Raw genomic sequence first — 23274 nt, forward strand, 5'->3', positions numbered from 1 at the left:
GCGTCGTCGTCGGCACCTCCGACGAGCGCGGCCGCAAGGTGATGGGCGACATCTATCGCCCGCTGTCGTTGAACCAGGCACCGCTGATGTTCACGGAGCGCCGCACCGCCGAGATGATCAAATACGCCGCGAACGCGTTCCTCGCGACCAAGATCACCTTCATCAACGAGATCGCGGATCTGTCGGAAAAGGTCGGCGCCAACGTGCAGGAAGTCGCGCGCGGCATTGGCCTCGACAACCGCATCGGCACAAAATTCCTGCATGCGGGTCCCGGCTTCGGCGGCTCGTGCTTCCCGAAGGACACCAAGGCGCTGATCAAGATCGCGCAGGACTACGACGTGAGCTTGCGCATCGTCGAATCCGTGCTGGCCGTCAACGAGAACCGCAAGCGGGCGATGGCGCGGAAAGTGAGCCAGGCGCTCGGCGGTAGCTTGCGCGGCAAGACCATCGCCGTGCTCGGGCTCACCTTCAAGCCCGACACCGACGACATGCGCGACGCGCCGTCGATCCCGCTCGTGACCGGCCTGATCGACATGGGCGCGAAGGTCAGGGCGTTCGACCCCGTTGGCATGGAGCAGGCCAAGGGTGAACTTCCCGCCATCACCTATTGCGACGACGCCTATTCCTGCGCGGAAGGCGCCGATGCTGTCGTCGTCGTCACCGAATGGGTGCAGTTCCGCGGGCTCGATCTCGACCGGCTGAAGAGCGTCATGGCTCAACCCGTCGTCGTCGACCTCCGCAATATTTTCCGCCCCGAAGACATGCGTGCCGCCGGCTTCACCTACGAGAGTGTCGGCCGCCCCTCCGCGCAGGGTTGATCGCGACATATGATTGTCATACCCCGCGAAGGCGGGGTATCCAGTAATCCCGATCTTCGCAATGATTGGGACCTCAGTTTACTGGATCACCCGTCCCGGCACGCAATCGCGCGCAAGGCGGGTGATGACGGGACCCAAATACTTGCCCCGCAGCTTCGACACGCCCCTCCCGATCGATGCCGTGCTCGACGATTTGTCGCGCACCCTTGATCAGCATAATGCCGCCGTGCTGGTGGCGCCGCCGGGCGCCGGCAAGACCACGCGCGTGCCGCTGGCGCTGCTCGATGCGCCCTGGGCCAGGGGCAAGAAGATCATCGTGCTGGAGCCGCGCCGCATCGCCGCGCGCGCCAGCGCCGACCGCATGGCCAAGTCGCTCGGCGAGCGCACTGGAGAGACCGTCGGCTATCGCGTCCGCTTCGGCTCGAAAATCTCGCGCGCAACCCGCATCGAGGTGGTAACCGAAGGCATCTTCACCCGCCAGATCCTCGACGATCCCGAACTCTCCGGCATCGCCGCGATCCTGTTCGACGAATTCCATGAGCGCTCGCTCGATGCCGATATAGGTCTCGCGCTGGCGCGCGACGCGCAACTCGGCCTGCGCGAAGATCTGCGTATCCTCGTGATGTCGGCCACGCTGGACGGCGCCCGTGTCGCCAAGCTGCTGGGCGATGCACCCGTCGTCGAGAGCGAGGGCCGCGCCTTTCCGGTCGAGACGCGCTATCTCGGCCGCAAAGCGGATGCTCCGATCGAGCGGCAGATGGCGGATGCGATCGCGTCTGCACTGCGCGCCGATGGCGGCTCGGCGCTGGCGTTCCTGCCGGGCGCCGCCGAAATCCGCCGCACCCAGAATCTCCTCGCCGAGCGCGTGCAGGATGCCAGCATCGAGATCGTGCCGCTGTTCGGCGCGCTCGATGCCGCCGTGCAGGACCGCGCGATCTCGCCGGCGCCCAAGGGCACGCGCAAGGTGGTGCTGGCGACCTCGATCGCGGAGACGTCGCTGACGATCGAAGGCGTGCGCATCGTGGTCGATTCCGGCCTTGCCCGCGTGCCGCGCTATGAACCGGATATCGGACTGACGCGGCTCGAGACCGTGCGCGTCTCGCGCGCGGCGGCGGATCAACGCCGCGGCCGCGCCGGCCGTACCGAGCCTGGCGTCTGCTACCGGCTCTGGGACGAGCCGCAGACGGCGTCGCTTGCCCACTACACCCAACCGGAAATCCTCAGCGCCGACCTGTCCTCGCTGGTGCTCGATCTCGCGCAATGGGGCGTCGCCGATCCCGCGGCGCTGTCGTTCCTCGATCCGCCGCCCGCGACGGCCTGGAAGGAAGCCAAGAGCCTTTTGACTGAGCTCAACGCCCTCGATGGCGACGGCCGCATCACCGCGGAAGGCAAGAGCCTGCGCGCATTGGCCCTGCCGCCGCGGCTGGCGCGCATGATCGTGGATTCGCATCGCGCCGGCGAGGGCGAAGCCGCAGCCGAGATCGCGGCCATCATCACCGAGCGCGGGCTCGGCGGCGACAGCGTCGATCTCGAGCACCGCCGCGATCAGTTCCGCCGCGATCGTTCGCCGCGGGCAGCGAGCGCGCGCGACCTGGCGCGGCGTTGGGCCTCGCAGGTGGCGGCGTCGGAGAAGGCGGGGCAGCAGGATGATCTCTCCACCGGCCTGATGCTCGCCTACGCCTTCCCGGATCGCGTCGCGCGCAACCGCGGCAATGGCAGTTTCGTGCTCGCCAACGGCCGCGGCGCTGCCGTGGAGCAGACCTCATCGCTCGCCCGCGCGCCGTACGTCGCAATTGGCGAAATGACCGGAACGGCCGCGAGCGGACGCATCCTGCTCGCCGCGCAAATCAACCAGGACGAGATCGAGCGGCATTTCGCTGAGCATATCGAGAGCGTGGACGAAATCTCGTTCGATCGCGGCGCGATGGCACTGCGCGCGCGGCGCAAGCGCGCGCTGCACGCGATCACGCTGTCGGAGGCGACACTTGCCGTGTCGCCCTCGGAGGATACCGCGCGCATCTTCGCAGATGGGCTGATCGCCGCGGGCCTCGACCGGCTGCCCTGGTCGAAGGCAGCGAAACAATGGCGCGACCGCGTGATGTTCCTGCGCAAGGCGGAAGGCGCGAGCTGGCCCGATCTCTCCGACGACGGGTTGATCGCGCGGCAAAATGATTGGCTGGTGCCGGCGCTCTACGACAAGATCGCGCTGAAGGACATCTCCGCCGGCGATCTCTCCGACGCGCTGATGGCGCTGCTGCCTTGGGACATGCGCGCGCGGCTCGACCGCGAGGCGCCGACGCATTTCGAGGCGCCGACCGGGAGCGTGCTCGCGATCGACTACGAGGCCGAGCAGGGGCCCACCATCGCGGTCCGGCTCCAGGAGTTGTTCGGCCTCAACACCCATCCCTCGATTGCGGCGGGCAAGGTGCCGCTGGTGCTGGAATTGCTGTCGCCGGCGCAGCGCCCGGTGCAGGTGACCCGCGATCTCCCCGGCTTCTGGCGCGGCAGTTACGCGGCCGTACGCTCCGACCTGCGCGGCCGCTATCCGCGCCATCCCTGGCCGGAGGATCCCGCGAGCGCGCTGCCGACCCGGCGCGTGAAACCGCGCGGGACGTGAGGTTCGCGAAGGCGCATTAACCGTTCGCTCATCCTTTTCGTCAAAATGACACGGGCTTGGCCGTGGCTAAGCTCGCCGGCAGGCGTGTCGCGTGGTGAAATCGAGCTTTCGGGCTCGGAAGTGGTGTGATGCGTAACATAATGATCCTCGCGGCGATCATGATCGGCCTCGGCACCTTCATGGCGCAGATGGCGGACAAGATGAGCTCCGCGTCCGCCACCTCGGTGCCGCGCACGACGGTTGCGGTCGCGGCGAATGCGCCGACAGGCGGCCGCAGCCTGGCCATTTCCCGCGATGGCCGTGGCCACTTCCAGGCCGAGGGCCGGATCGAGGGCCAGCGGATCGGCTTCATGGTCGACACCGGTGCCTCCGTGGTGGCGCTGAACGAGACCTCGGCAGCGCGCTTCGGTCTGCGCCCCTCGCGCAGCGAGTACAACGCCACCGTCTCCACCGCCAACGGCACCATCAAGGCCGCCCGCACCCGCATCGCCATGCTCGACGTCGGAGGCCTCATCGTGCGTGACGTCGACGCCATGGTGTTGCCGGACGAGGCGCTGTCCGAAAACCTGCTCGGCCTCTCCTTCCTGTCCCGCCTCAAGCGCTTTGAGTACGCCAACGGCCAGATGGTGCTGGAGCAGTAACGATCTCCCAAAGGCCGCTGAGCCCGTATATTTCAAGAAACGTCTCTATTTCGACTGCTCACGGTCGGATTTTGTCCGTTACCAAACTGCCGCAATTATAAGCCATAAGCTGCCATTCCCGCCTTCCGCTGCGGCCTGGCATTCGCTAAGGCTGCATCAATTCCCGCCATTTTCGCGAGACCGTCTCAATGTTCCCCAAGCCGAAATCCGTATTGCTGCCCAACACCTACGCCTTCGAATCCGAGCCCATGGTGAAGGCGACCGGTTTTCGCGAGTACGACGCGCGCTGGCTGTTTCAAAAGGAAATCAACCTGATGGGAATCCAGGCGCTCGGCATGGGGCTGGGCGCGCTGATTGCGGAACTCGGGGTCAAACAGGAGATCGTCACCGGCCATGATTTCCGCGGCTATTCGGCATCGATCAAATACGCGCTGATCTCCGGCCTGATGGCGGCGGGCTGCAAGGTGCACGACATTGGCCTCGCGGTCACGCCGATGGCGTATTTCGCGCAGTTCGACCTCGACGTGCCCTGCTGCGCCATGGTCACGGCCTCGCACAACGACAATGGCTGGACCGGCGTGAAGATGGGCGCCAACCGTCCGCTGACGTTCGGTCCGGACGAGATGACGCGGCTCAAGGAGATCGTGCTCAATGCCGATTTCAAGAACAAGGCCGGCGGCTCCTACCAGTTCCACGAGAACTATCCGGCGCGCTACATCGCCGATCTCACAACCCGTCCGAAGCTGACGCGCAAGCTCAAGGTGGTCGCGGCCTGCGGCAACGGCACTGCCGGGGCGTTCGCGCCGCAGGTGCTGGAAGCGATCGGCTGCGAGGTGATCCCGCTCGACACCGAGCTCGACTATACCTTCCCGAAATACAACCCCAATCCCGAAGACATGGAGATGCTGCACGCGATCCGTGACGCGGTGCTGCAGCACAAGGCCGATGTCGGTCTCGGCTTCGACGGTGACGGCGACCGCTGCGGCGTCGTCGACAACACCGGCGAGGAGATCTTCGCCGACAAGGTCGGCGTGATGCTGGCGCGCGACATGTCCGCGATCCACAAGGACGCGCATTTCATCGTCGACGTGAAGTCGACCGGCCTGTTCATCACCGATCCGGTGCTGCAGAAGCAGGGCGCGAAGACCACCTATTGGAAGACCGGCCATTCCTACATGAAGCGCCGCACTCACGAGGCGGGCGCGCTCGCGGGCTTCGAGAAGTCCGGCCACTTCTTCTTCAACAAGCCGTATGGCCGCGGCTATGACGACGGCCTGGTCTCTGCGATCGCGATCTGCGACATGCTCGACCGCGCGCCCGGCAAATCGATGGCCGATCTCAAGGACGCACTGCCGAAGACCTGGTCGTCGCCGACCATGTCGCCGCATTGCGCCGACGAGGTCAAATACGGTGTCATCGACCAGGTCGTGAAGCACTTCGAGGGCTTGCAGGCCAAGGGTGCCAAGATCGGCGGCCAGGCGATCCGCGACCTCGTCACCGTCAACGGCGTCCGCGTCACGGTCGAGGACGGAAGCTGGGGCCTGGTGCGGGCCTCCTCCAACAAGCCGGAGCTCGTGGTGGTGGTCGAGAGCCCGGTCTCCGAGCAACGCATGCACGACATGTTCGAGATGGTGAACAGCGTGCTGCGTACGCATCCCGAAGTCGGCGAGTACAATCAGAAGATCTGAGCGCCTGCGAGCGCTCAGATCCCCGGTGGGCCGAACAGGGCGCGGAGCTTCGCCCCTGGTCCGCGGGCCTTCCAGGCGTCGTCCAGCATCGCGATCCATTCGCCGAGCGCGATCCGGACCGGATTGAAGGACGGCGTGCCGCCGACCAGGCCGAAGCGGAGCGGCTGGTCCGACGGCCGCTCGGCAAATGTTCCGAACAGACGGTCGAACACGATCAGGATACCCCCGTAGTTCCGGTCGAGACACGGCTCGTTGCAGGCATGATGCACGCGATGATGGCTCGGCGTGTTGAGCAGCCATTCGAGCGCGCCGAGCCTTGGCGCGAATTCGCTGTGGATGAAGAACTGGTAGAACAGGTTGATCCCCAGCATTGCGATGATCGCGAGGGGATGAAAGCCGATCAGCGCCAGCGGCAGGAAGAAGAGGAAGTTGCCGGAAATGTTGCCGGTCCAGCCGAGCCGGATCGCCGCCGTCAGGTTCAGCCGTGTCGTCGAGTGATGCACCGCATGCGTCGCCCACATCCAGCGAATGCGATGCGAGGCGCGGTGCTGCCAATAGTAGAGAAACTCGCTGCCGATGAACAATCCGGCGAGCGCGGGCGGGCCGGCTTGAGCGAAGTCGAACAGGCGGTGCTCGTAGAGGAAGGCAAACGGTACGGCGAGAATGCCGGCTTCCACGGCGCGCAGCAGGTTCTGTCCCAGCGCAACGCCAAATGACGCGACGCTTTCGCGCCAGTCGTGGGTCTCGCGATGCGCGAGCCGGCCGATGCCGTATTCAAGCAGCATCAGGCCGATCGCCGTTGCCAGGATCACGCGCCTGAGCGTTGGATCGAGCAGGAGTGAAGCGTAGCCCACGGCATCCTCCTATTTCGGCGCCACGCCGGCGCTGACGGCGCTGTCCCGGAGCGCCTGTGCGCGTGGCATCGCCTGAGCGCAGGACGCCGCGAGCTGGCCGGCATGGGATTGCAGGCAGGCGAGGATGCGTCCGCCACCCGGCGTGACGTCGCTGCACAGGCGGTCATAGTCGGCGCGGCAGGCCTGCATGACGGCCCTAGCTTCGCTGCGCATTTGCGGCGTGATCTGCGTCTGCAGCTGGCTCTGGGCGAACGCAGAAGTCGAGGCCGCGACACCGAGGGCGACGATGATCGCGGCCTGCGGGACTGCAAGGAGACGGAAAGCCGATGGCATTGTGTTCATCCTTTCTGATCTGGTGGGATTGGCCGCCGCCGCGTGGGGCGGACGCGGCGACGGCCCGGCCCGCGACTCAGCGCGAGACCGTGCCGGTGCGGGTGTAGGTGTTGCCGGCCGGGCCGGTGCGGGTGACGTTGCGCGAGCAGCTTCCGTTGGCGCAGCTTCCCGTCGCAGTGACACTCGACGTGCCGCGGGGACCGCTCGACGTCGCCGACCGCGTCCAGGCATTGGCGTCCGCCGCTGTCGCGACCGAAAGCGCGCCGATGACGAGGGTGGAGAAAATTAGTTTGGTCATGGTCGTCGTCTCCTTGACGTGTGAGGGCTGCCGTGAGCGGGAGCCATGCAAGGAGACTGAGCATGCTGCGTCAGCGCCGCGTGGCCCGGGCGAAACGTTTGTTATGGCTTTGTCCGGCGTGTGTAACGTTGTGTAACAATGGTGCCCGCAGCCTTGCGCGGGCCGCGCGGTAAGCCAGAATGCGGCGATGAACGCGCATCCGGCCACGATCCTCATGGTGGAGGACGATCCCGAGATCAGCCGCCTCGTCGCCGATTTCATGCGGCGCGAGGGGTTCGAGGTTGCTTGCGTCGGCGACAGCAAGGCCATGGACGCGATGCTTCAGCGCCTACGCCCAGATCTCGTGATCCTCGACTTGATGCTCCCCGGCGAGGACGGTCTGTCGATCTGCCGCAGGCTGCGTGCCGACGACCAGATTCCGATCCTGATGCTGACGGCCAAGAGCGAGGAGATCGACCGTGTGGTCGGCCTCGAGATGGGGGCGGACGACTATCTCGCAAAGCCGTTCGGGCCGCGCGAATTGCTGGCGCGGATTCGCGCCATCCTTCGTCGTTCCAACGGCACGGCGGCAAAACCCCTGATCCGCCGCTTTGCGTTCGACCGCTTCGTGGTCGATCTCGATGCACGCAGCGTCGAGATGATCGAGACGGACGCCGCGGCCCCGCAGCTGACCAGTGCGGAATTCGACCTGCTCGGCTGTTTCGTGCAGCGTCCGCGCCGCGTGCTCACTCGCGATCAGATCCTCGACTGGACTCGCGGACGCTCGGCGGAGCCGTTCGATCGTACCGTGGACATGCTGATCTCGCGGCTGCGCAAGAAGCTCGACGGCGCAAGTCCGGGCTCCAATCTGATCACGACGGTACGCAACGGCGGCTATCTGTTCACTGCCACCGTCAAGCAGGTGTCGTGATGCTGCGCGTGACGCTCGCCGCGCGGCTCGCCCTGATCGGACTGATCGGATTTTCGGTGGTGGTCACGGTCGTGGTGGCGATTTTCTACCGGACCACGGTCCACGAGAACGAGCTGACACGGCCCTCGCCAGCGCGACTCGATGCGCTCGCGACGCTCGTCGAGCGCGCCACCTCCGATACGCGGCAGGCCGTGCTCGACGCGGTGTCGTCTCCGCAATTCATGGTGCGGATCGTGCCGTCGGCCGTGCCGGTCAGCGGCGAGACGCCGCCACAGCAACAACAATTGCGCGAGACCTATGCGGCCGGCCTTGCGGGCCGTCCGGTCGAGATTGTGTCGCCGCCCGATCGTCGCATGAGCCGGGTGTTTCCGCGGATCGCGCGGCTGATGGCCAATGCGATCGAGTTCCGTATCGGCCTGCGCAGCGGCGAGATGCTGATCATCGATGCCTATACCCGTCTGCCGGTCACACCGCTCGGGTTGCCCGTCGGCTTCGGCGCGGGCCTGTTCGGATCGATTGTGGCACTGCTGGCGCTGCTCGTGATGCAGCGCGAGACGCGGCCGCTGGCGCAACTCGCCGCGGCGGTCGATCGCGTCGACCTGTCGACCGATCCACCGCCGCTTCCGGACGCAAAGCGCAGCGCGCCGGAGATCCGTGCCGTTATTGCCGCGTTCAACCGCTTGCAAGGTCGGCTCGCTGAAATGCTGCGCGCGCGCATGACACTGGTTGGCGGCATCGCCCACGATGTCAGGACGTTCGCAACAAGATTGCGGTTGCGGGTCGAGCATATTCCCGATGATGCCGAGCGCCAGCGGGCGGTTGCCGATATCGACGACATGATCCGCCTGCTCGACGACGCGCTGCTGTCGACGCGTGCGGGCGCCGGAGGTCTGTCACAGGAGATGATCGAGCTTGCCGCCTTGATTGCTGCGGAAGTGCACGACCGGCGTGTCCACGGCGCAGCGGTCGATCTGGTCTCGGACGAGCGCGCGCAGACGAGCGTCGTGCTCGGCGACCGGCTGGCGCTGCGGCGGATCTTTGCCAATGTCGTCAACAACGCGCTCGCCTACGGCCGTGTCGCGCACGTGCGGACGGCCTTGAAGGATGGGGCGATTGTGGTGTCGATCGACGACGAGGGGCCGGGTATCCCCGCCAGCGAGCGACAGACCGTGCTGGAGCCGTTCCATCGGCTGGAGAAGTCGCGCAACCGCGCGACCGGCGGCGCCGGGCTTGGTCTGGCCGTGGTACGCAGCCTGGTCGAGGCCCATGGCGGAACCATCGAGATCGGCGCGGCCCCGGGCGGGGGCACGCGCGTCAACGTCACGCTGCCGGTGTTTCAACCGGCGTGAGTGTCAGGCGGCGACCACTGCCGGGATCGGCAGCGCGGTGACCGACTTGATCTTTTCCATCGCAAAGCGCGAGGTGACGTTCTTCAGCGGCACGGCGCTGATCAGCTTCTTGTAGAACACGTCATAGGCCTGCATGTCCGCGACCACGACGCGCAGCATGTAGTCGACGTCGCCGGCCATGCGGTAGAACTCCATCACCTCGGGCATCGCGCTGACGGCCTCGGCGAACTTCTTGAGCCAGGCGTCGGAATGATCGGAGCTCTCGACCGAGACGAACACGGAGATGCCGAGCCCGATCTTGTTCTGGTCGACCAGCGCCACCCGCTTCAGGATGACGCCGTCGGCCTCCAGGCGCTGGATCCGCTTCCAGCAGGGGGTCGAGGACAGGCCGACGCGATCGCCGATCTCGGCGACGGACAGGGAGGCATCGTCCTGGAGCACCATCAGAATCTTGCGGTCGATGGCGTCGAGGCGGCGGCTGGTCTCGGGGAGCTGGACAGCAAGATCAGTCATTTGAAGAACTTTGTTCCATTTTGACGGCTGCTTTTCCTCATATAGAGAAAATTCTTCTATATCAAGTCTATTATCTCGGTGGTCCCAGGGGCTTGCGTTCGGAAAGCGGTTGCAAAAGTCCTTCAACTTCAGTGCGTTGCGGGGCGGCCAGACCGCCGCCATGGCGGGTGCATTTCAGCGCCGCCGCTGCCGCGGCGAATCGCAGCGCCTCCCGCGTGTCGCCGCCTTCGGCAAGGCGAAGCGTGAAGGCGCCATGGAAGACGTCGCCAGCGCCGAGCGTGTCGATGGCCTCGACCGGAAAGGCCGTCGTCTCTTCGAACTCACCCGCCTCGTTCAGCCAGATCGTGCCGCGCGGGCCGCGCGTGGCGGCCAGGAAGGCCGGCGTCAGCCCGGCCAGGCGCTTCAAGGCCTTGCCGTCGTCGGCGACGCCGGCAGTCTCCCGCACCTGTTCGCTGGCGAACAGCAGATGCGAGGCCGCCCTGAGCAGGTCGTCAGTCCGTGTCATCGCTCGGTCGACGCCGACGATGACCGGAATGCCGCGCCGTCGCGCCTCGTTGCAGAGGGAGGTCGCGAACGCGGCGCAGCGGCTTTCGACCAGAACCGCCGTGCAGTCGGTCAGCAGTACGTCGGCGTCAGGCAGCTTCACGCTCCACAGACCGGGATCGCGAAAGATGGTGAGCGTTCGCTCGCCGGAAGGGTCAATCAAGATTGCCGAGACCGGCGTCGTCAACCGCGGCATGCGCACGATATGCGCGGTTTCGATACCTTCGGCGGCCATCCTTTCGAGAATGAAGCTGCTCGACGTCTCGCCGGGATCGCCCATCGGCCCGGTGAACGTGACACGTCCACCAAGCCGGGCGATTGCGATCGCGGCATTGAGGGCATTGCCGCCGCAGATCTCCGCGAGATGGGTCGCATTCGCCTTGCTGCCACGCGCGGGCACGGCTTCGACACGAAAGGTGAGGTCGCGCACGGGAATGCCGATGCAGAGGATGCGCGGCGCGGTCTCAGGTGGCGCCATCGGCGGTCTCAGCTCTTGTCGTGCACCCATCGGCCAAGCAAATGATGGGCGATGGCGAACGGATGCGGGCCGGCGAGTCCGTCAGGATGCGTCCGTTTCAGCATCAGGGCGGCCTCCTCGCGCGTGAACCAGCGCGCATCCTCCAGTTCGGAATGATCGACGATGACATCCTCGTTCAGCGCCCGCGCGCTGCAACCGATCATCAGCGACGACGGATAGGGCCAGGGCTGGGTCATGTAATACTGCACGTCGGTGCAGCGGATCCCGGATTCCTCGAGGATTTCCCGGCGCACCGCGTCCTCGATGGTCTCGGCGGCTTCGACGAAGCCGGCAAGGCAGGAATACATGCCGGGCGGAAACTGCTTCTGACGGCCGAGCAGGCATTTGTCGCCGGAGGAAACGTGCATGATCACGACCGGATCGGTGCGTGGAAAATGCTCGGCCTTGCAGCTCGGACATTCGCGCTTCCAGCCGCCTTCCTTCATCGCGCTGCGGGTGCCGCAATTGGCGCAATAGCCGTGGCGCTGGTGCCAGCTCACCATCGACTTCGCCATTGCGATCGCCGAGAGCTCATCGGGCGGAATCGCGCCCTGCATCGCCATGCCGCGCAGCTCGGTGACGGTGTAATCGTCGCGGCCGATCAGCTTCTCGGCGGCGGCCTGCGACAGGCCCATCCCGAACATCGCGGCGCCGTCGCGCAGCCCCAGGAAGACCGTGCCGGGATTGGCGCCGCATTTCAGCGCCTCGTCGATCGACAGCAGCGCGCGCGCGCCTTCGCCCTCGCGCTTCACCAGCAGCGAGTCTCGGTAGACGACGTAGGCGCGCGAGGAGGGCTTCTGCTCCATCGCGAACAGCTTTTCATCGTCGCGGCGCAGATGCGCGGCGCGGTCGAGGATGTTGGTGACGAAGGCCGGCTGTCCCAGCGGAAACGAGTCGAATGCTGACATTCTTGTTCTTTCAACCCAACCAGATCTTGCGGCGAAGCGCGCTGATGAAATTCTGCACCTCGGTGGCGTCATGCGCCAAGGGCTGCATTACACCCCAGACCGGTCGCGGCCAGGCGGCGTCACTGGTGCGGCGCGCGATGATGTGGACGTGAAGCTGCGGCACGAGGTTGCCGAGCGCTGCGATGTTGAGCTTGTCGCATTTGGTGATCTCCTTCAGCGCGCGCGAGACGCGGGAGATCTCCGTCATCAACTGCGCCTGCTGCACCTCGTCGAGATCGATGATCTCGACAGCGTCCGCGCGCCGCGGCACCAGCAGCAGCCAGGGATAATGCGCGTCCTTGATGACCAGCACCTTCGACAGCGGCAAGTCGCCGATGTCGATGGTGTCCTCTTTCAGGCGGGAGTGGAGCGACCAGGCGGGATCGGACATATGGGTTTCCAGCTTGCCCGACGCGATCGGGCTTGTTTGGCCCGACCATACGATACCGAGTTTGATTGGGGAAGGATGAGGCTCCGCAGGGGCCGCATGCACCGTTGTCGTCCTGGCCTTCGACGGGACGACAGCGAATTCGTGGCGGCCTTTTACGCCTCCGCCAGCACCCGTGCATTGGCACGGATCGAGGCCTCGCTGACGCGGATGCCGAGGCCGGGGCCGTCGGGCACCACGACGTGGCCGCCGCGATTGGCGACGCGCTCTTCCAGCACGTCCTCCGTGAGCACGTGATGCGGCATGTAGAATTCGCAGCCCAGCGAGATGCCGGGCGTTGCCGCAATCAGCTGCGTGCCGGCGGCGAGCCCAATGCCGCCCTCCCACAGCGTGCCGCCATAGCCGGGCAGGCCGGCAATGTCCGCGATGGCCATGATCGCCTGCGCCTCGAACAGGCCGCCGGCCTTCATCAGCTTGATCGAGACGGCATCGGCCGCCTCCCGGCGCACCACCTCCATCATGTCGCGGCGATCAAAACAGCTTTCGTCGGCAAGCACGGGTGTTTCCAGCGCGGCGGCGAGCTGTGCCATGACATCGAGATATTTGCGCGGCACCGGCTGCTCGATGAAGGTCGGCGCGAATTCTTCGACATCTCGCAAAATCCTGATGGCACCGAACGGCGCGAGCGCCTGGTTGTAGTCGACGCGAAGATCGACCTTGTCGCCGAACTCCGTTCGGATCGCCTCGAGATGGTCGAGATCCTCGCGATGCGGCTTCACGCCGGTCTTGACCTTGTAGATGACATTGCCATCCGGAACCATTTTTCTCATCCGCTCCAGATCGGCAGCGAAATCGGGATCGGCGATCGAGAACGACAGCGGGATCGTGTCACGCACGCGGCCGCCGAGCAGGTCGGCAACTGAAAGTCCGGACGACTTGCCGACGATGTCGAGCAGCGCCATCTCGATCGCGACCTTGGCCTCGGCATGCCCGACCAGCGCGCGGTCGAGTTCGGCCAGCAGCGCGCGGATACGGCGCACGGGTTTGCCGAGCACGATCGGGCGCAAATAAATGTCGAGCGCGGAGAACGCGGCTTCCGGTGTTCCCGTGAACACCTCCCACGGCGCCGCTTCGCCCCAGCCGATCACGCCGTCGCTGGCCGTGAGCTCGATCAGCACGCGCTTTACCGTGCCCTTGACGTTGCCGACGCCCTGGAGGCGCGCCATCTTGATCGGGCTCTCGATCAGGAACAGCCTGAGACGTGCGACGGTTACTTCTGTCATGTCAGGCCTCCATTGACGTGCCAGACTTGGCCGGTGACGTAGGATGCTTTTGGCGATGCGAGGAAGGCGATGATTTCGGCCACCTCGTCCGGCCGCCCGCGGCGGCGCATCGGGATCAGCGCCTCGGTCGCTGCGATCTGTTCGGGCGACAGCCGGCTCTCGCTCGGCTTGTCCTTGACGATGAGACCCGGCGCGACCGCGTTGACGGAGATACCCTCACTCGCGAGCTCGACCGCGGTCAAGCGCACCAGAGCTTCAAGCGCGGAGCGGCTCGCGGCCGTCGCCGCGAAAGGCGCGAATTCGGGGCGGATCGCATGTGCCACGAAGGATGACACCGCCACGATCCGCGCGTCACGCCCTGCACGCAGCAACGGCAGCGCGGCGTCGACCAACCGCGTGAATGCCAGTGCGGATTCGTCCATCGCCTGGCGGAACTGATCCGCGGACGTGCCGATCGCACTGCCGCGACGGGCGTGGCCGCCGACCAGAATCAATCCATCAAGCCGGCCGAAGGCCGTTTGCGCGGCGGCGATGGCATCAGTCGCCGCGGCCTCTTCGGCGAGATCGCCGAGGCATTTTGCCACCACAGCGCCTAGCGCTTCGGCCTCCGCCGCAGTGGCGTCGAGTCCCTCTGCGTTCGAGCGCGTGTGCAGCAGCAGCGCGGTGCCGGGTGCCGCCAGCAGCTTTGCGGTGGCGCGGCCGATGCCGCTGGCGGCACCGGTGACGAGATAGGCGCGATCGATGTTGGGCATCACGGTGTTGCGTTCGCCGGCGGCAATGCGCCGGTGCGGTGGAAATGGCTGAGGAACGCCCGCGTTGCGGCTTCCTGCGGATTGTCGATCACCTGCCGCGCCGGGCCTTCCTCGACCACGACGCCGTCGCGCATGAAGATGAGGCGGTCGGCGACCTCGCGGGCGAAGGCGATCTCGTGGGTCACGATCACCATGGTCATGCCCTCCGACGCCAGCTGCTGGATGACAGCGAGCACTTCGCCGACGAGCTCAGGGTCGAGTGCCGAGGTGGCTTCGTCGAACAGCATCACGTCCGGCTCCATCGCCAGCGCCCGCGCGATCGCGACGCGCTGCTTCTGGCCGCCGGAGAGCGTCGCCGGATACTGGTCGGCCTTTTCCGCAAGCCCGACCTTGGCGAGCTGCGCACGTGCGAGCCTATCGGCATCCGCCCTGGTCATGCGCCGCACCGTGACCGGCCCTTCCATCACGTTCTGGAGCGTCGTCATGTGCGGGAACAGGTTGAAATGCTGGAACACCATGCCGGTGGTGGCGCGGAATTTTGCCAGCGTCTTCACGTCGGGCAGCTTCGTGCCGTCACCGAATGCAAAGAGCTTGTCGCCGACGCGGACGCTGCCGCCGTCGGGCGCGACCAGCAGATTGATGCAGCGGAGCAGCGTCGATTTGCCCGAGCCGGAGGGGCCGATCAGCGCCACGACGCCGCCCTTGGCGACGTCGAGATTGATGTTCTTCAAGACCTCGTTGCTGCCGAAGCTCTTGCGCAAGCCGCGGATCTCGATCTTTGACGTCTCGCTCATTCGCTGACCGCCAGTCGCTTCTCGCCTCGCCGGACGAGGATGGTCAGGGGAATCAGGATCGCCGCATAGGCGACGGCGACCGCGGTGTAGGTTTCCAGAGGCCGGTAGCTGTCATGGGCGGCGACTTGGCTCTGGTAGACGAGGTCAGGCACCGCCAGCACCGAAACCAGCGAGGTGTTCTTGAACTGGATGATCGACTGGTTCATCAGGGCCGGAATCATCCGCTTGATCGCCTGCGGCAGCACGATGCGCCGCATGCTTTGGCCAGGGGTCATGCCGAGCGCGGCGCCGGCCTCCGACTGGCCGCGGTCGATCGAGATGATGCCGCCGCGGATGATCTCCGAATAGAACGAACCGCCATAGAGCGAGAGCGCCAGCGCCGAAGCCGTGATCGGCGTCATCTCGACGCCGGCGAGGATCGGCAGCGCGTAGTAGAACCAGATCAGCTGCACCAGGATGGGCGTGCAGCGGAATGCCTCGATGAAGGTGAGCGCGAGCATGCGCACCGCCTTGAAGCGCGACAGGCTGCCGAACGCCCCGAACAGGCCGAAGACGACCCCGAGTATGACGATGACCACGGTGAAGCCGACGGTGACGCCGAGCCCGTTGAGAAAGAGCCAGCGATAGCTCCAGAGGATGCCGAAGTCCCACTGATACATGTGTTCTTTCTTGCTTCACCTCTCCCGCTTGCGGGAGAGGTCGCATCGCATCGAAGATGCGGTGCGGGTGAGGGCTCTCTTCCCACAGGGGTTCTCGATTGCGGAGACACCCTCACCCCGCCCCTCTCCCGCAAGCGGGAGAGGGGCGGAACGAGCAAGCCCTGATCTCATCACTTACAATGAAACGCCTGGCGGAATGTCCGCCTCGGTCACGCCCACGAGCTCCATGTTGGTGATGATCGCATTGCGAATGAAGCCGAGGCCCTTGTTGAAGTCGATCCAGGTATTGACGTAATCGCGCCAGGTCTTGTCGGTCTCGCGGCGGAAGCCGGCGTTCGACGTGGTGGCGAAGATCGGCGTCGGCAGCACGAACTGGCCGAGCGAGGGGTTCTTCTTCAGCACGGTCAGCGACAGCATGGTGATCAGGCACTGCGCGTCGACGCGCCCGGTCTGCAGAGCTGCGGTGGCGTCGTCCGCGGTCTTCAGCCGCGAGATCTGCGCTTTCGGCGTCAGGCGGCTGACGACCTGGTCGTGCGAGGAGCCCTGGTCGACGGCGATCTTGACGTCGGGCGAGTTCAGCTCGGCCCAGCTCTTCGGCTTGAAGTCCTTCTTGCAGAGGATGCCGAAGGCGTTGTTGAAGACCGGCACCGAGAAGTCGATCACCAGCGCGCGTTTCGGGGTCGGGTTCAGGCCGAAGAAGATGTCGATCTTGTTGGACTGCAGGTCCAGCACCGAATTGCCCCAAGTGGTCTCGGTGATCTCGAGCTCGGCCTCCATGTCGTCGGCGAGCCCCTTGGCGATGTCGATGTAGAAACCCTTCCACTGGCCGCTGGCGAGATCCTTCATGTAATAGGGCGCGCCGCCGCCGACGGCGCCGATTCGCATCTTCTTGGTGCGGCGGATGCGGGCGAAGGTCGATTCGTTGGGATCGGCCGCCTGGGCAACGGCAGGCGACGCCAGCGCGCCCGCGGTCACCGCGCCAATGGCGCCAAGCCCGACAATCGATGCAACATCACGACGTGTAACCATTGGGATCAATCGCTTTTCTGGTTGGATGGGGTTCCGGCTGCGTTCATACCAAGGCAGCCTTGGCAGCGAAAGCACAGCCTGTCGGCTGGGCAGATCATGAATTGCCCGGATGCTGGGCAGGCCCCGGCCATGCGGGCGATACCCGCTTGCTTTCCAGCTCTTTTGGCCCCAAATAGGCACCGGGAGATTGGCGGTGGACGAGCCACTCGCCAACCGGGTCAGGTCCGGAAGGAAGCAGCCCTAACGAGGTCCGGATCGGGTCGCTCGTCAGTCTCCTACCTGTTTTTCCGAGCGAATTGCGCCGGCGGGTTTCCCGCCAGCGTGCTCCTTTCCGCAAACGCCGGCCGAAAGACATTTCATTGCGGATCGACCGATGACCGACGCTGGCGCCCCTCCCAATTCCGATAGCGCCGGCCAGGCTGGAACGCCCTACCGGGTCCTGGCGCGCAAATACCGCCCTTCGAGCTTTGACGATCTGATCGGCCAGGAGGCCGTGGTCCGGACGGTCTCGAATGCATTCGAGACCGGCCGCATTCCGCAGGCCTGGATTCTCACCGGCGTCCGCGGCGTCGGCAAGACCACCACTGCGCGCATCCTGGCCCGTGCACTCAACTACGAGATGCCGGATGGTTCGGTGAAGGGCCCGACCATCCACATGCCGACGCTAGGGGTGCATTGCCAGGCAATCATGGAAAGCCGGCACATGGACGTGCTGGAGATGGACGCGGCCTCGCACACCGGTGTCGACGACGTCCGCCAGATCAATGACAGCGTGCGCTACGCGCCGGCCAGCGCCCGCTACAAGGTCTACATCATCGACGAAGTCCACATGCTGTCGACGGCGGCGTTCAACGCCTTCCTGAAGACGCTGGAGGAACCGCCGGAGCATGCCAAGTTCGTGTTCGCCACGACCGAGATCCGCAAGGTTCCGGTCACCGTGCTGTCGCGCTGCCAGCGCTTTGATCTCCGCCGTGTCGAGGCCGACGTGCTGATGAAGCACCTCGCCAGCATTGCCGCGAAGGAAAACGTCGAGATCGAACCCGAGGCGCTCGGCATCATCGCGCGTGCGGCTGAAGGGTCGGTGCGCGATTCGCTGTCGCTGCTCGACCAGGCGATTGCGCATGCGGCCGGCGCCGTGAAGGCCGATGCGGTCAGGCAGATGCTGGGGCTTGCCGACCGCACCCGCGTCATCGACCTCTTCGATTCGCTGGCGCGCGGCGACATCGCGAGCGCCTTCAAGGAGTTCCGCGACCAGTACGACGTCGGGGCCGATCCCATCGTCGTGCTTTCGGACCTCGCCGAATTCGTCAACTTCGTCACCCGCGTGAAGATCGTGCCTGCGACTGCCGACAACGTCGCCTATGGCGAGACCGAGCGCGTGCGTGCGCGGGATTTCGCGTCGAAGATCTCGATGCGCGTGCTGTCGCGGATGTGGCAGATGCTGCTCAAGGGAATCACCGAGGTGCAGGCCGCGACGCGCCCCGCCGCGGCTGCCGAGATGGTGCTGGTGCGCATCGCCTATGTCGCCGACCTGCCGACGCCGGACGAAGCGATCAGGATGCTGGAGCAGAACGATGGCGGCTCGCCAGTCGTAAGCGGCGGCAGCGCCGCGCGCAGCGCGCCCGCCGCGCCGGTGGCCTCTGCGCCGCCTGTTCGCATGCCGACATCGTCGCCGTCCTCGTTCGGCGGTGGCGCCCGCCCACAGATGGCCGCGCCCGCGGCCGACCCGCAGGCCGCGGCACCGGCGCTGCGCATTGCGAGCTTCACCCAGCTCGTCGCGCTCGCCGGGCAGAAGCGTGACCTCATGACCAAGGGCGCGCTCGAAGGCGACATGCGTCTCGTCCGTTTCGAGGAGGGCCGGCTGGAAGTCGCGCTCGAGCCCAACGCCTCCAAGACCATGATCTCCGAGCTCGCGCGAAAATTCGAGCTGTGGACCGGCCGCCGCTGGACTGTGATCGTCTCCAACGAGCAGGGCCAGCCGACGCTGCGCTCGGTGAACCAGGCTGCGAAGCAGGAACATGCGCGCACCGCCGAGGCCGATCCGCGCGTACGGGAGGTGCTGTCGCGTTTCCCCGGAGCCAAGGTCGTCGAGGTCCGAAAGCTTGCGCCCGAGACCCCGGAATCCAATATAAACGCCGACTATGGCAGCGACGATCCGCCGGACGGTTCCGACGGCGACGATCTCTAGAGCCAGTTTCGAGGACAATCACCCATGGCTGATTTTCTAGGCATGATGAAGCAGGCGGCGCAGCTGCAATCCAAGATGCAGGAGATGCAGGACCAGCTTGCCAACGTCGAGGTCGAGGGCATCTCCGGCGGCGGTCTCGTCGCAGTGCGCATGACCGCGAAGATGGACGTCAAAGGCGTCAAGATCGATCCCTCGCTGATGAAGCCGGAAGAGAGCGAGGTTCTGGAAGACCTGCTCGTTACCGCCCTTGGCGATGCGCGCCGGAAGGCCGAGACTGCGATGCAGGAGAAGATGCAGTCGCTGACCGGCGGGCTCGGCCTGCCGCCGGGGCTGTTCGGCCAGTAATATGGGCGCGGTTGCAGGTCCTGAAATCGAGCGGCTGGTCCAGCTCCTGGCACGGCTGCCTGGCCTCGGTCCGCGCTCTGCGCGGCGCGCGGCGCTGCATCTGATCAAGAAGCGCGAGGCGCTGATGATGCCGCTGTCCTCGGCCATGCAGGTCGCGCTGGACAAGGTTCAAGTCTGCAAGACCTGCGGCAACATCGACACGCAAAATCCCTGCACCGTCTGCACCGACCCGAAGCGCGATCCTGCAATCATCGTCGTCGTCGCCGACGTGGCCGATCTCTGGGCGCTGGAGCGGGCAAATGCGACTCAAGGGCGCTACCATGTGCTGGGCGCGACATTGTCGCCGCTCGACGGGGTCGGTCCGCAAGACCTCACCATCGACGCGCTGGTCGCGCGCGCACATGACGCGCAGGTGCATGAGGTCATTCTCGCCCTCAATGCCACCGTCGACGGCCAGACCACGGCGCATTACATCACCGACCTGCTTCAGGACGCCAACGTGAAGGTGACGCGGCTCGCCCATGGCGTGCCGGTCGGCGGCGAGCTTGATTATCTCGATGAAGGTACGCTATCGGCTGCGATGCGGCAGCGCACCCTGTTCTAGCCATCCAGCCTTGACGGAACGGACGACATGACGAAACTTTTCGCCACACGATTGGCTTTGGTCGCGATGATGACGATGCTGGTGACGCCGGCCGTCTCCGCGCAGCAGGGCGACGAGGCGCCGCCGCCGTCCAAGCCCGGCAAGCCGATCAACACCGGCGATGTGCTGTCGGGCGAGTTGAATGCGATGAAAGTGCGCGACGTCAAGAACGCCGGCAAGCGGATTGCGATGTACCAGATCACCTCCGAGCCACGCCGCCTTCCAGCGCCGAACGGGCTTTGCAATCTCGAGACCGGGCCCGAGACCTTCCAGCTCGTTCCCAGCGGTAACGCGCAGGCCGCGCAGCTGAAGACGTTCGCCGGCAAGGAGATCTCGGTCAAGGTCGACGAGGTCGCCTGCGCCAACGATCCCGGCCAGATGAGCGAGGCCGTGATCACGAAGTGGAGCCTGATCAAGAAGCAGTAGGAGCGCGCGCTCCGCTCTCTGGATTGCTTCGCTTCGCTCGCAATGACGAAGGTGGAAGCGTCGACCTACACCCGCACCGGCCCCAGCGCCTCGAAATGCCCGCGTTTCTGCAGCCAGGCGAGCAGCACCAGGCTCGGGATCGCCACCAGCACGCAGATCATGAAGAACAGCGGCCAGCCCGTCGTGTCCGCCACGAAGCCGGCGCCTGATGAAAGATAGGTCCGCCCGACCGCCGCAAGCGCGGTGAGCAGCGCGTATTGTGTCGCAGTGTGCAGCGGGTTCTGGCACAGCGCCGAAAGGTAGGCGACGAAGATCACGGTGCCGATGGCGCTGGTGAAATTTTCGCAGGTGATGGCGAAAGCGAGCGCCCATTGACTGGTGCCGACGAATGCGAGCCAGGAGAACGAGAGGTTGGCGAGCGCCTGCACCACGCCGCCGATCCAGAGGCTGGTCGAAAGCGAATAGCGCCGCGCAACGAAGCCGCCGGCAAAGCCGCCGATCAGTGTTGCGGCGAGGCCAACGCCCTTCACGATCGCCGCATAGTCGTTTCGGGAGAAGCCGAGGTCGATCACGAACGGCGCCGTCATGGTGCCGGAGAAGGCGTCGGTAAATTTGAACAGCACGACGAAGGCGAGCGCGGCGAGTGCGTCCTTGCGCGTCAGGAATTCCGAGAAGGCGCCGGTCGCGGCGTGCAGCACGCGCACGAAGGCGGTCTCGGCCTTTGTCGCAGCTTCCGCCCGCACCGATTGCCCGGGCTCGTTTGCGACGAGCGCTGTGATCGTCCCGATCAGCACCATCGTCGCCATCACCACATAGCCCCACATCCAGGCCGACGTGCGGGCAATGCCGGTGCTCTCGAAGCCCGAGACGATAAACAGCGCGCCCGCGGTCGAGACCAGCATGCCGATGCGATAGGCCGCGACATATGATGCCATGCCGGCGGCCTGCTCGCTCTCCGGGAGGCTTTCGACGCGGAAGGCGTCGACCACGATGTCCTGCGTTGACGACATCGTCGCGACCAGCAGCGCGCCCAGCGCGACGTAGAACGGCGAGCTTGCGGGGTCGGTGAGCGCCAGCAGCAGGATCGCGATGATCAGCAGCAGTTGCGAGAACACCAGCCAGCCGCGCCGCCGCCCGAAAGCGCGGGTGAACAGCGGCACGTGCACCGCATCCACCAGCGGCGCCCACAGGAATTTCAGCGTGTAGGGCGTGCCGACCAGCGCAAATAGCCCGATGGTCTTGAGATCGACCCCGGCCTCCCGCATCCACACCAGGAGCGTCGATCCTGACAGCGCCAGCGGCAGCCCGGAGGAGAAGCCGAGGAACAGCACGATCAGCACCCGCGGTTGCAGGTAAACGGCAAGGCTGTCGCGCCAGGAGGTGGCGGGGGCGTCGGTGCCGGCGGGCGAGGTCGCGTCGGGTGCGGTCATGGGGTGGTGTTAGCAGATTCTGGGGGCGCTGCCTCTTTCCCTCGCCCCGTTCTTGCGGGGGAGAGGGAAGTGCCTCACTCCCCCGCCTGGAGCTTCCTCGGGAACAGCTCCGGAGCACCTGTCGCCACCAGGTGCGGGCCTTCGGGCGCATCGGTCTTGCTGAAATCGAGCTCCTCGATTCTTCCTGCGCGCTTCTCGATCTTGTCGGCGGAGATCAGCACCTGGCGGACGTCCTCGTTGGCGTCGGCAAAGTGCTTCTGCAGTTTCAGCACGCGGTCGCGCAGGCGGCCGAGGTCGTCGCCGAGCTTGATCACTTCGGTGCGGATCTGGTCGGCCGCGTCGCGCATGCGCGCGTCCTTCATGATCTGCTGCATCACCTGGATCGCCAGCATCAGCAGCGAGGGCGACACCAGCACCACGCGGGCGCGGTAGGCCTTCTGGATCACGTCGTCGAAACCGTCGTGGATCTCGGCATAGACCGATTCCGACGGCACGAACATCAGCGCCATCTCCTGGGTCTCGCCGGTGACGAGGTATTTTTCCGCGATGTCGCTGACATGCTTCATCACGTCGCTGCGCAGCCGCTGCGTCGCGATCCGCTTCTCCTCGTCGGTGCGGGCGTCGTGCAGCGCGGTCATCGCTTCCAGCGGGAATTTCGCATCGATGCAGAGCGGGCGCTGGTCGGGCAGGAACACAACGCAGTCGGGCCGCTTGCCGGTCGAAAGTGTGAACTGGAATTCGTAGGCACCCTTCGGCAGACCGTCCTGGACGATCGCCTCCATCCGCGCTTGTCCGAAGGCGCCGCGCGACTGCTTGTTGGCGAGCACATCGCGCAAGGTCGTCACCTGCGTGGTGAGGTCGGTGAGGTTCTTGTGGGCGCTGTCGATGATGCCGAGCCGCTCGTGCAGCGCGCGCAGGCTCTCCATGGTGTTGCGGGTAGAGTGCTCCATGGACTGGCCGACGCGGTGGGTCACCGAATCCAGCCGCTCGTTGACCGCGCGCGCCATCTCGGCCTGGCGGCCGGCCAGCGCCTGGGTCATGGCATCGACCCGGCCCGAGGACTCGCTCTGGGCGTGCAGCATCTGGCTGATGCGCTCCTCGAGCTCGTCGGCCCGGATGGCATTCGCCATCGCGAGTTCCGCGCCGCGCCGCCCTGACCTCGCGATCACGACCGCAATCATCACCAGCAGGATGAGGACCAGGACGCCGAAGCCGATCAGCGCATCGATGGTGCGCACCGGCCAGTCGCCGAGCATGAAAATGGTCTCGTTCATGCCTGTCCTTCTAGCCGATTCGCCTGACGACACGA

24 protein-coding genes and 1 other RNA gene are annotated in these 23274 nt (G+C 65.7%); 11 read left to right on the forward strand and 14 right to left on the reverse strand.

The window, feature by feature from the left end; all coding sequences use genetic code 11:
• From OC450_RS15105 to OC450_RS15120, 4 genes are all read left to right on the forward strand, one after another.
• Positions 1-818: UDP-glucose dehydrogenase family protein (locus tag OC450_RS15105; RefSeq protein ID WP_262048207.1), on the forward strand; the 818-nt coding region annotated here is incomplete at its 5' end.
• A gap of 142 nt (positions 819-960) precedes the next feature.
• Positions 961-3435, forward strand: coding sequence for an ATP-dependent helicase HrpB (gene hrpB, locus OC450_RS15110; RefSeq protein WP_262048307.1), 2475 nt, complete (start codon positions 961-963; stop codon positions 3433-3435).
• A 128-nt stretch (positions 3436-3563) separates the two neighbouring features.
• On the forward strand, positions 3564-4076 hold the full coding sequence (locus OC450_RS15115; protein WP_211381881.1) for a TIGR02281 family clan AA aspartic protease: 513 nt from the start codon (positions 3564-3566) through the stop codon (positions 4074-4076).
• Positions 4077-4264: 188 nt separating this feature from the next.
• Complete coding sequence (locus OC450_RS15120) at positions 4265-5764, forward strand: phosphomannomutase/phosphoglucomutase (protein WP_211381882.1); 1500 nt, start codon at positions 4265-4267, stop codon at positions 5762-5764.
• 14 nt (positions 5765-5778) lie between these two features.
• Here the strand turns inward: OC450_RS15120 and OC450_RS15125 are convergent, their stop codons facing one another.
• The 3 genes from OC450_RS15125 to OC450_RS15135 all read right to left on the reverse strand — a co-directional run bounded on the left by OC450_RS15125 (position 5779) and on the right by OC450_RS15135 (position 7249).
• Complete coding sequence (locus tag OC450_RS15125) at positions 5779-6618, reverse strand: sterol desaturase family protein (RefSeq protein ID WP_262048208.1); 840 nt, start codon at positions 6616-6618, stop codon at positions 5779-5781.
• Between the two features lie 9 nt (positions 6619-6627).
• Positions 6628-6951: a cysteine rich repeat-containing protein gene (locus tag OC450_RS15130; RefSeq protein ID WP_211381884.1), complete on the reverse strand. Its 324-nt coding sequence runs from the start codon at positions 6949-6951 to the stop codon at positions 6628-6630.
• A 76-nt stretch (positions 6952-7027) separates the two neighbouring features.
• Positions 7028-7249: a hypothetical protein gene (locus OC450_RS15135; protein WP_211381885.1), complete on the reverse strand. Its 222-nt coding sequence runs from the start codon at positions 7247-7249 to the stop codon at positions 7028-7030.
• A 187-nt stretch (positions 7250-7436) separates the two neighbouring features.
• On the opposite strand from OC450_RS15135, the gene OC450_RS15140 reads away from it, so the two are divergent.
• Both OC450_RS15140 and OC450_RS15145 read left to right on the forward strand, forming a co-directional pair.
• Positions 7437-8159: a response regulator gene (locus OC450_RS15140; protein ID WP_256805557.1), complete on the forward strand. Its 723-nt coding sequence runs from the start codon at positions 7437-7439 to the stop codon at positions 8157-8159.
• Positions 8159-9508: a sensor histidine kinase gene (locus OC450_RS15145; protein WP_256805558.1), complete on the forward strand. Its 1350-nt coding sequence runs from the start codon at positions 8159-8161 to the stop codon at positions 9506-9508. Before OC450_RS15140 ends, OC450_RS15145 begins: the two co-directional genes overlap by 1 nt.
• Before the next feature lie 3 nt (positions 9509-9511).
• On the opposite strand, the gene OC450_RS15150 is transcribed toward OC450_RS15145, so the two are convergent.
• The 9 genes from OC450_RS15150 to OC450_RS15190 form a co-directional block, all read right to left on the reverse strand.
• The gene (locus OC450_RS15150) at positions 9512-10021 is read right to left on the reverse strand and encodes an Lrp/AsnC family transcriptional regulator (RefSeq protein ID WP_166068044.1); all 510 of its coding nucleotides are present in this window, start codon (positions 10019-10021) and stop codon (positions 9512-9514) included.
• Between the two features lie 70 nt (positions 10022-10091).
• Complete coding sequence (locus OC450_RS15155; RefSeq protein WP_262048209.1) at positions 10092-11042, reverse strand: sugar kinase; 951 nt, start codon at positions 11040-11042, stop codon at positions 10092-10094.
• Positions 11043-11050: 8 nt separating this feature from the next.
• On the reverse strand, positions 11051-11989 hold the full coding sequence (gene nudC, locus OC450_RS15160; protein ID WP_256805560.1) for an NAD(+) diphosphatase: 939 nt from the start codon (positions 11987-11989) through the stop codon (positions 11051-11053).
• A 10-nt stretch (positions 11990-11999) separates the two neighbouring features.
• On the reverse strand, positions 12000-12419 hold the full coding sequence (locus tag OC450_RS15165) for an HIT domain-containing protein (RefSeq protein ID WP_211381890.1): 420 nt from the start codon (positions 12417-12419) through the stop codon (positions 12000-12002).
• Between the two features lie 152 nt (positions 12420-12571).
• Positions 12572-13699, reverse strand: coding sequence for a muconate cycloisomerase family protein (locus OC450_RS15170; RefSeq protein WP_262048210.1), 1128 nt, complete (start codon positions 13697-13699; stop codon positions 12572-12574).
• A complete protein-coding gene (locus OC450_RS15175; RefSeq protein WP_262048211.1) occupies positions 13696-14451 on the reverse strand; it encodes an SDR family NAD(P)-dependent oxidoreductase in 756 nt (251 codons plus the stop codon). Before OC450_RS15175 ends, OC450_RS15170 begins: the two co-directional genes overlap by 4 nt.
• The gene (locus tag OC450_RS15180) at positions 14451-15245 is read right to left on the reverse strand and encodes an amino acid ABC transporter ATP-binding protein (protein ID WP_262048212.1); all 795 of its coding nucleotides are present in this window, start codon (positions 15243-15245) and stop codon (positions 14451-14453) included. Before OC450_RS15180 ends, OC450_RS15175 begins: the two co-directional genes overlap by 1 nt.
• On the reverse strand, positions 15242-15904 hold the full coding sequence (locus OC450_RS15185) for an amino acid ABC transporter permease (protein ID WP_211381894.1): 663 nt from the start codon (positions 15902-15904) through the stop codon (positions 15242-15244). The genes OC450_RS15180 and OC450_RS15185 overlap by 4 nt, the downstream gene beginning before the upstream one ends.
• Positions 15905-16078: 174 nt before the next feature.
• Positions 16079-16933, reverse strand: a complete 855-nt coding sequence (locus OC450_RS15190) for a transporter substrate-binding domain-containing protein (RefSeq protein ID WP_211381895.1) — start codon at positions 16931-16933, stop codon at positions 16079-16081.
• A gap of 182 nt (positions 16934-17115) precedes the next feature.
• Here OC450_RS15190 and ffs point away from each other — a divergent pair.
• The 5 genes from ffs (at position 17116) to OC450_RS15215 (ending at position 20535) form a co-directional block, all read left to right on the forward strand.
• Positions 17116-17212: signal recognition particle sRNA small type (gene ffs / locus OC450_RS15195), an RNA gene on the forward strand.
• A gap of 94 nt (positions 17213-17306) precedes the next feature.
• The gene (locus OC450_RS15200) at positions 17307-19121 is read left to right on the forward strand and encodes a DNA polymerase III subunit gamma/tau (RefSeq protein ID WP_262048213.1); all 1815 of its coding nucleotides are present in this window, start codon (positions 17307-17309) and stop codon (positions 19119-19121) included.
• Positions 19122-19145: 24 nt separating this feature from the next.
• Entirely contained in the window at positions 19146-19466 is a 321-nt protein-coding gene (locus OC450_RS15205) for a YbaB/EbfC family nucleoid-associated protein (RefSeq protein ID WP_211381897.1), read from the forward strand.
• A 1-nt stretch (position 19467) separates the two neighbouring features.
• Complete coding sequence (gene recR / locus OC450_RS15210) at positions 19468-20070, forward strand: recombination mediator RecR (protein WP_211381898.1); 603 nt, start codon at positions 19468-19470, stop codon at positions 20068-20070.
• A gap of 27 nt (positions 20071-20097) precedes the next feature.
• Entirely contained in the window at positions 20098-20535 is a 438-nt protein-coding gene (locus OC450_RS15215; protein WP_211381899.1) for a hypothetical protein, read from the forward strand.
• Positions 20536-20600: 65 nt separating this feature from the next.
• Here the strand turns inward: OC450_RS15215 and OC450_RS15220 are convergent, their stop codons facing one another.
• Complete coding sequence (locus OC450_RS15220) at positions 20601-21965, reverse strand: AmpG family muropeptide MFS transporter (protein ID WP_262048214.1); 1365 nt, start codon at positions 21963-21965, stop codon at positions 20601-20603.
• 74 nt (positions 21966-22039) lie between these two features.
• Positions 22040-23239 carry a DNA recombination protein RmuC gene (locus OC450_RS15225; RefSeq protein ID WP_262048215.1) on the reverse strand — a complete coding sequence of 400 codons (1200 nt, stop codon included), beginning with the start codon at positions 23237-23239 and terminating at the stop codon, positions 22040-22042.
• Between the last annotated feature and the right edge of the window lie 35 nt (positions 23240-23274).

This window comes from Bradyrhizobium sp. Bra78 (genome assembly GCF_024519855.1).
Taxonomy (GTDB): domain Bacteria; phylum Pseudomonadota; class Alphaproteobacteria; order Rhizobiales; family Xanthobacteraceae; genus Bradyrhizobium; species Bradyrhizobium japonicum_G.

What these genes read in the sequence shown, in the direction of transcription:
- OC450_RS15115 (WP_211381881.1), top strand. Translation starts at nt 3,564, where the DNA reads ATGCGTAACATAATGATCCTCGCGGCGATCATGATCGGCCTCGGCACC.
- OC450_RS15120 (WP_211381882.1), top strand. Translation starts at nt 4,265, where the DNA reads ATGTTCCCCAAGCCGAAATCCGTATTGCTGCCCAACACCTACGCCTTC.
- OC450_RS15130 (WP_211381884.1), bottom strand. Translation starts at nt 6,951, where the DNA reads ATGCCATCGGCTTTCCGTCTCCTTGCAGTCCCGCAGGCCGCGATCATC.
- OC450_RS15135 (WP_211381885.1), bottom strand. Translation starts at nt 7,249, where the DNA reads ATGACCAAACTAATTTTCTCCACCCTCGTCATCGGCGCGCTTTCGGTC.
- OC450_RS15140 (WP_256805557.1), top strand. Translation starts at nt 7,437, where the DNA reads ATGAACGCGCATCCGGCCACGATCCTCATGGTGGAGGACGATCCCGAG.
- OC450_RS15145 (WP_256805558.1), top strand. Translation starts at nt 8,159, where the DNA reads ATGCTGCGCGTGACGCTCGCCGCGCGGCTCGCCCTGATCGGACTGATC.
- OC450_RS15150 (WP_166068044.1), bottom strand. Translation starts at nt 10,021, where the DNA reads ATGACTGATCTTGCTGTCCAGCTCCCCGAGACCAGCCGCCGCCTCGAC.
- OC450_RS15155 (WP_262048209.1), bottom strand. Translation starts at nt 11,042, where the DNA reads ATGGCGCCACCTGAGACCGCGCCGCGCATCCTCTGCATCGGCATTCCC.
- nudC (WP_256805560.1), bottom strand. Translation starts at nt 11,989, where the DNA reads ATGTCAGCATTCGACTCGTTTCCGCTGGGACAGCCGGCCTTCGTCACC.
- OC450_RS15165 (WP_211381890.1), bottom strand. Translation starts at nt 12,419, where the DNA reads ATGTCCGATCCCGCCTGGTCGCTCCACTCCCGCCTGAAAGAGGACACC.
- OC450_RS15170 (WP_262048210.1), bottom strand. Translation starts at nt 13,699, where the DNA reads ATGACAGAAGTAACCGTCGCACGTCTCAGGCTGTTCCTGATCGAGAGC.
- OC450_RS15175 (WP_262048211.1), bottom strand. Translation starts at nt 14,451, where the DNA reads ATGCCCAACATCGATCGCGCCTATCTCGTCACCGGTGCCGCCAGCGGC.
- OC450_RS15180 (WP_262048212.1), bottom strand. Translation starts at nt 15,245, where the DNA reads ATGAGCGAGACGTCAAAGATCGAGATCCGCGGCTTGCGCAAGAGCTTC.
- OC450_RS15185 (WP_211381894.1), bottom strand. Translation starts at nt 15,904, where the DNA reads ATGTATCAGTGGGACTTCGGCATCCTCTGGAGCTATCGCTGGCTCTTT.
- OC450_RS15190 (WP_211381895.1), bottom strand. Translation starts at nt 16,933, where the DNA reads ATGGTTACACGTCGTGATGTTGCATCGATTGTCGGGCTTGGCGCCATT.
- OC450_RS15200 (WP_262048213.1), top strand. Translation starts at nt 17,307, where the DNA reads ATGACCGACGCTGGCGCCCCTCCCAATTCCGATAGCGCCGGCCAGGCT.
- OC450_RS15205 (WP_211381897.1), top strand. Translation starts at nt 19,146, where the DNA reads ATGGCTGATTTTCTAGGCATGATGAAGCAGGCGGCGCAGCTGCAATCC.
- recR (WP_211381898.1), top strand. Translation starts at nt 19,468, where the DNA reads ATGGGCGCGGTTGCAGGTCCTGAAATCGAGCGGCTGGTCCAGCTCCTG.
- OC450_RS15215 (WP_211381899.1), top strand. Translation starts at nt 20,098, where the DNA reads ATGACGAAACTTTTCGCCACACGATTGGCTTTGGTCGCGATGATGACG.
- OC450_RS15220 (WP_262048214.1), bottom strand. Translation starts at nt 21,965, where the DNA reads ATGACCGCACCCGACGCGACCTCGCCCGCCGGCACCGACGCCCCCGCC.
- OC450_RS15225 (WP_262048215.1), bottom strand. Translation starts at nt 23,239, where the DNA reads ATGAACGAGACCATTTTCATGCTCGGCGACTGGCCGGTGCGCACCATC.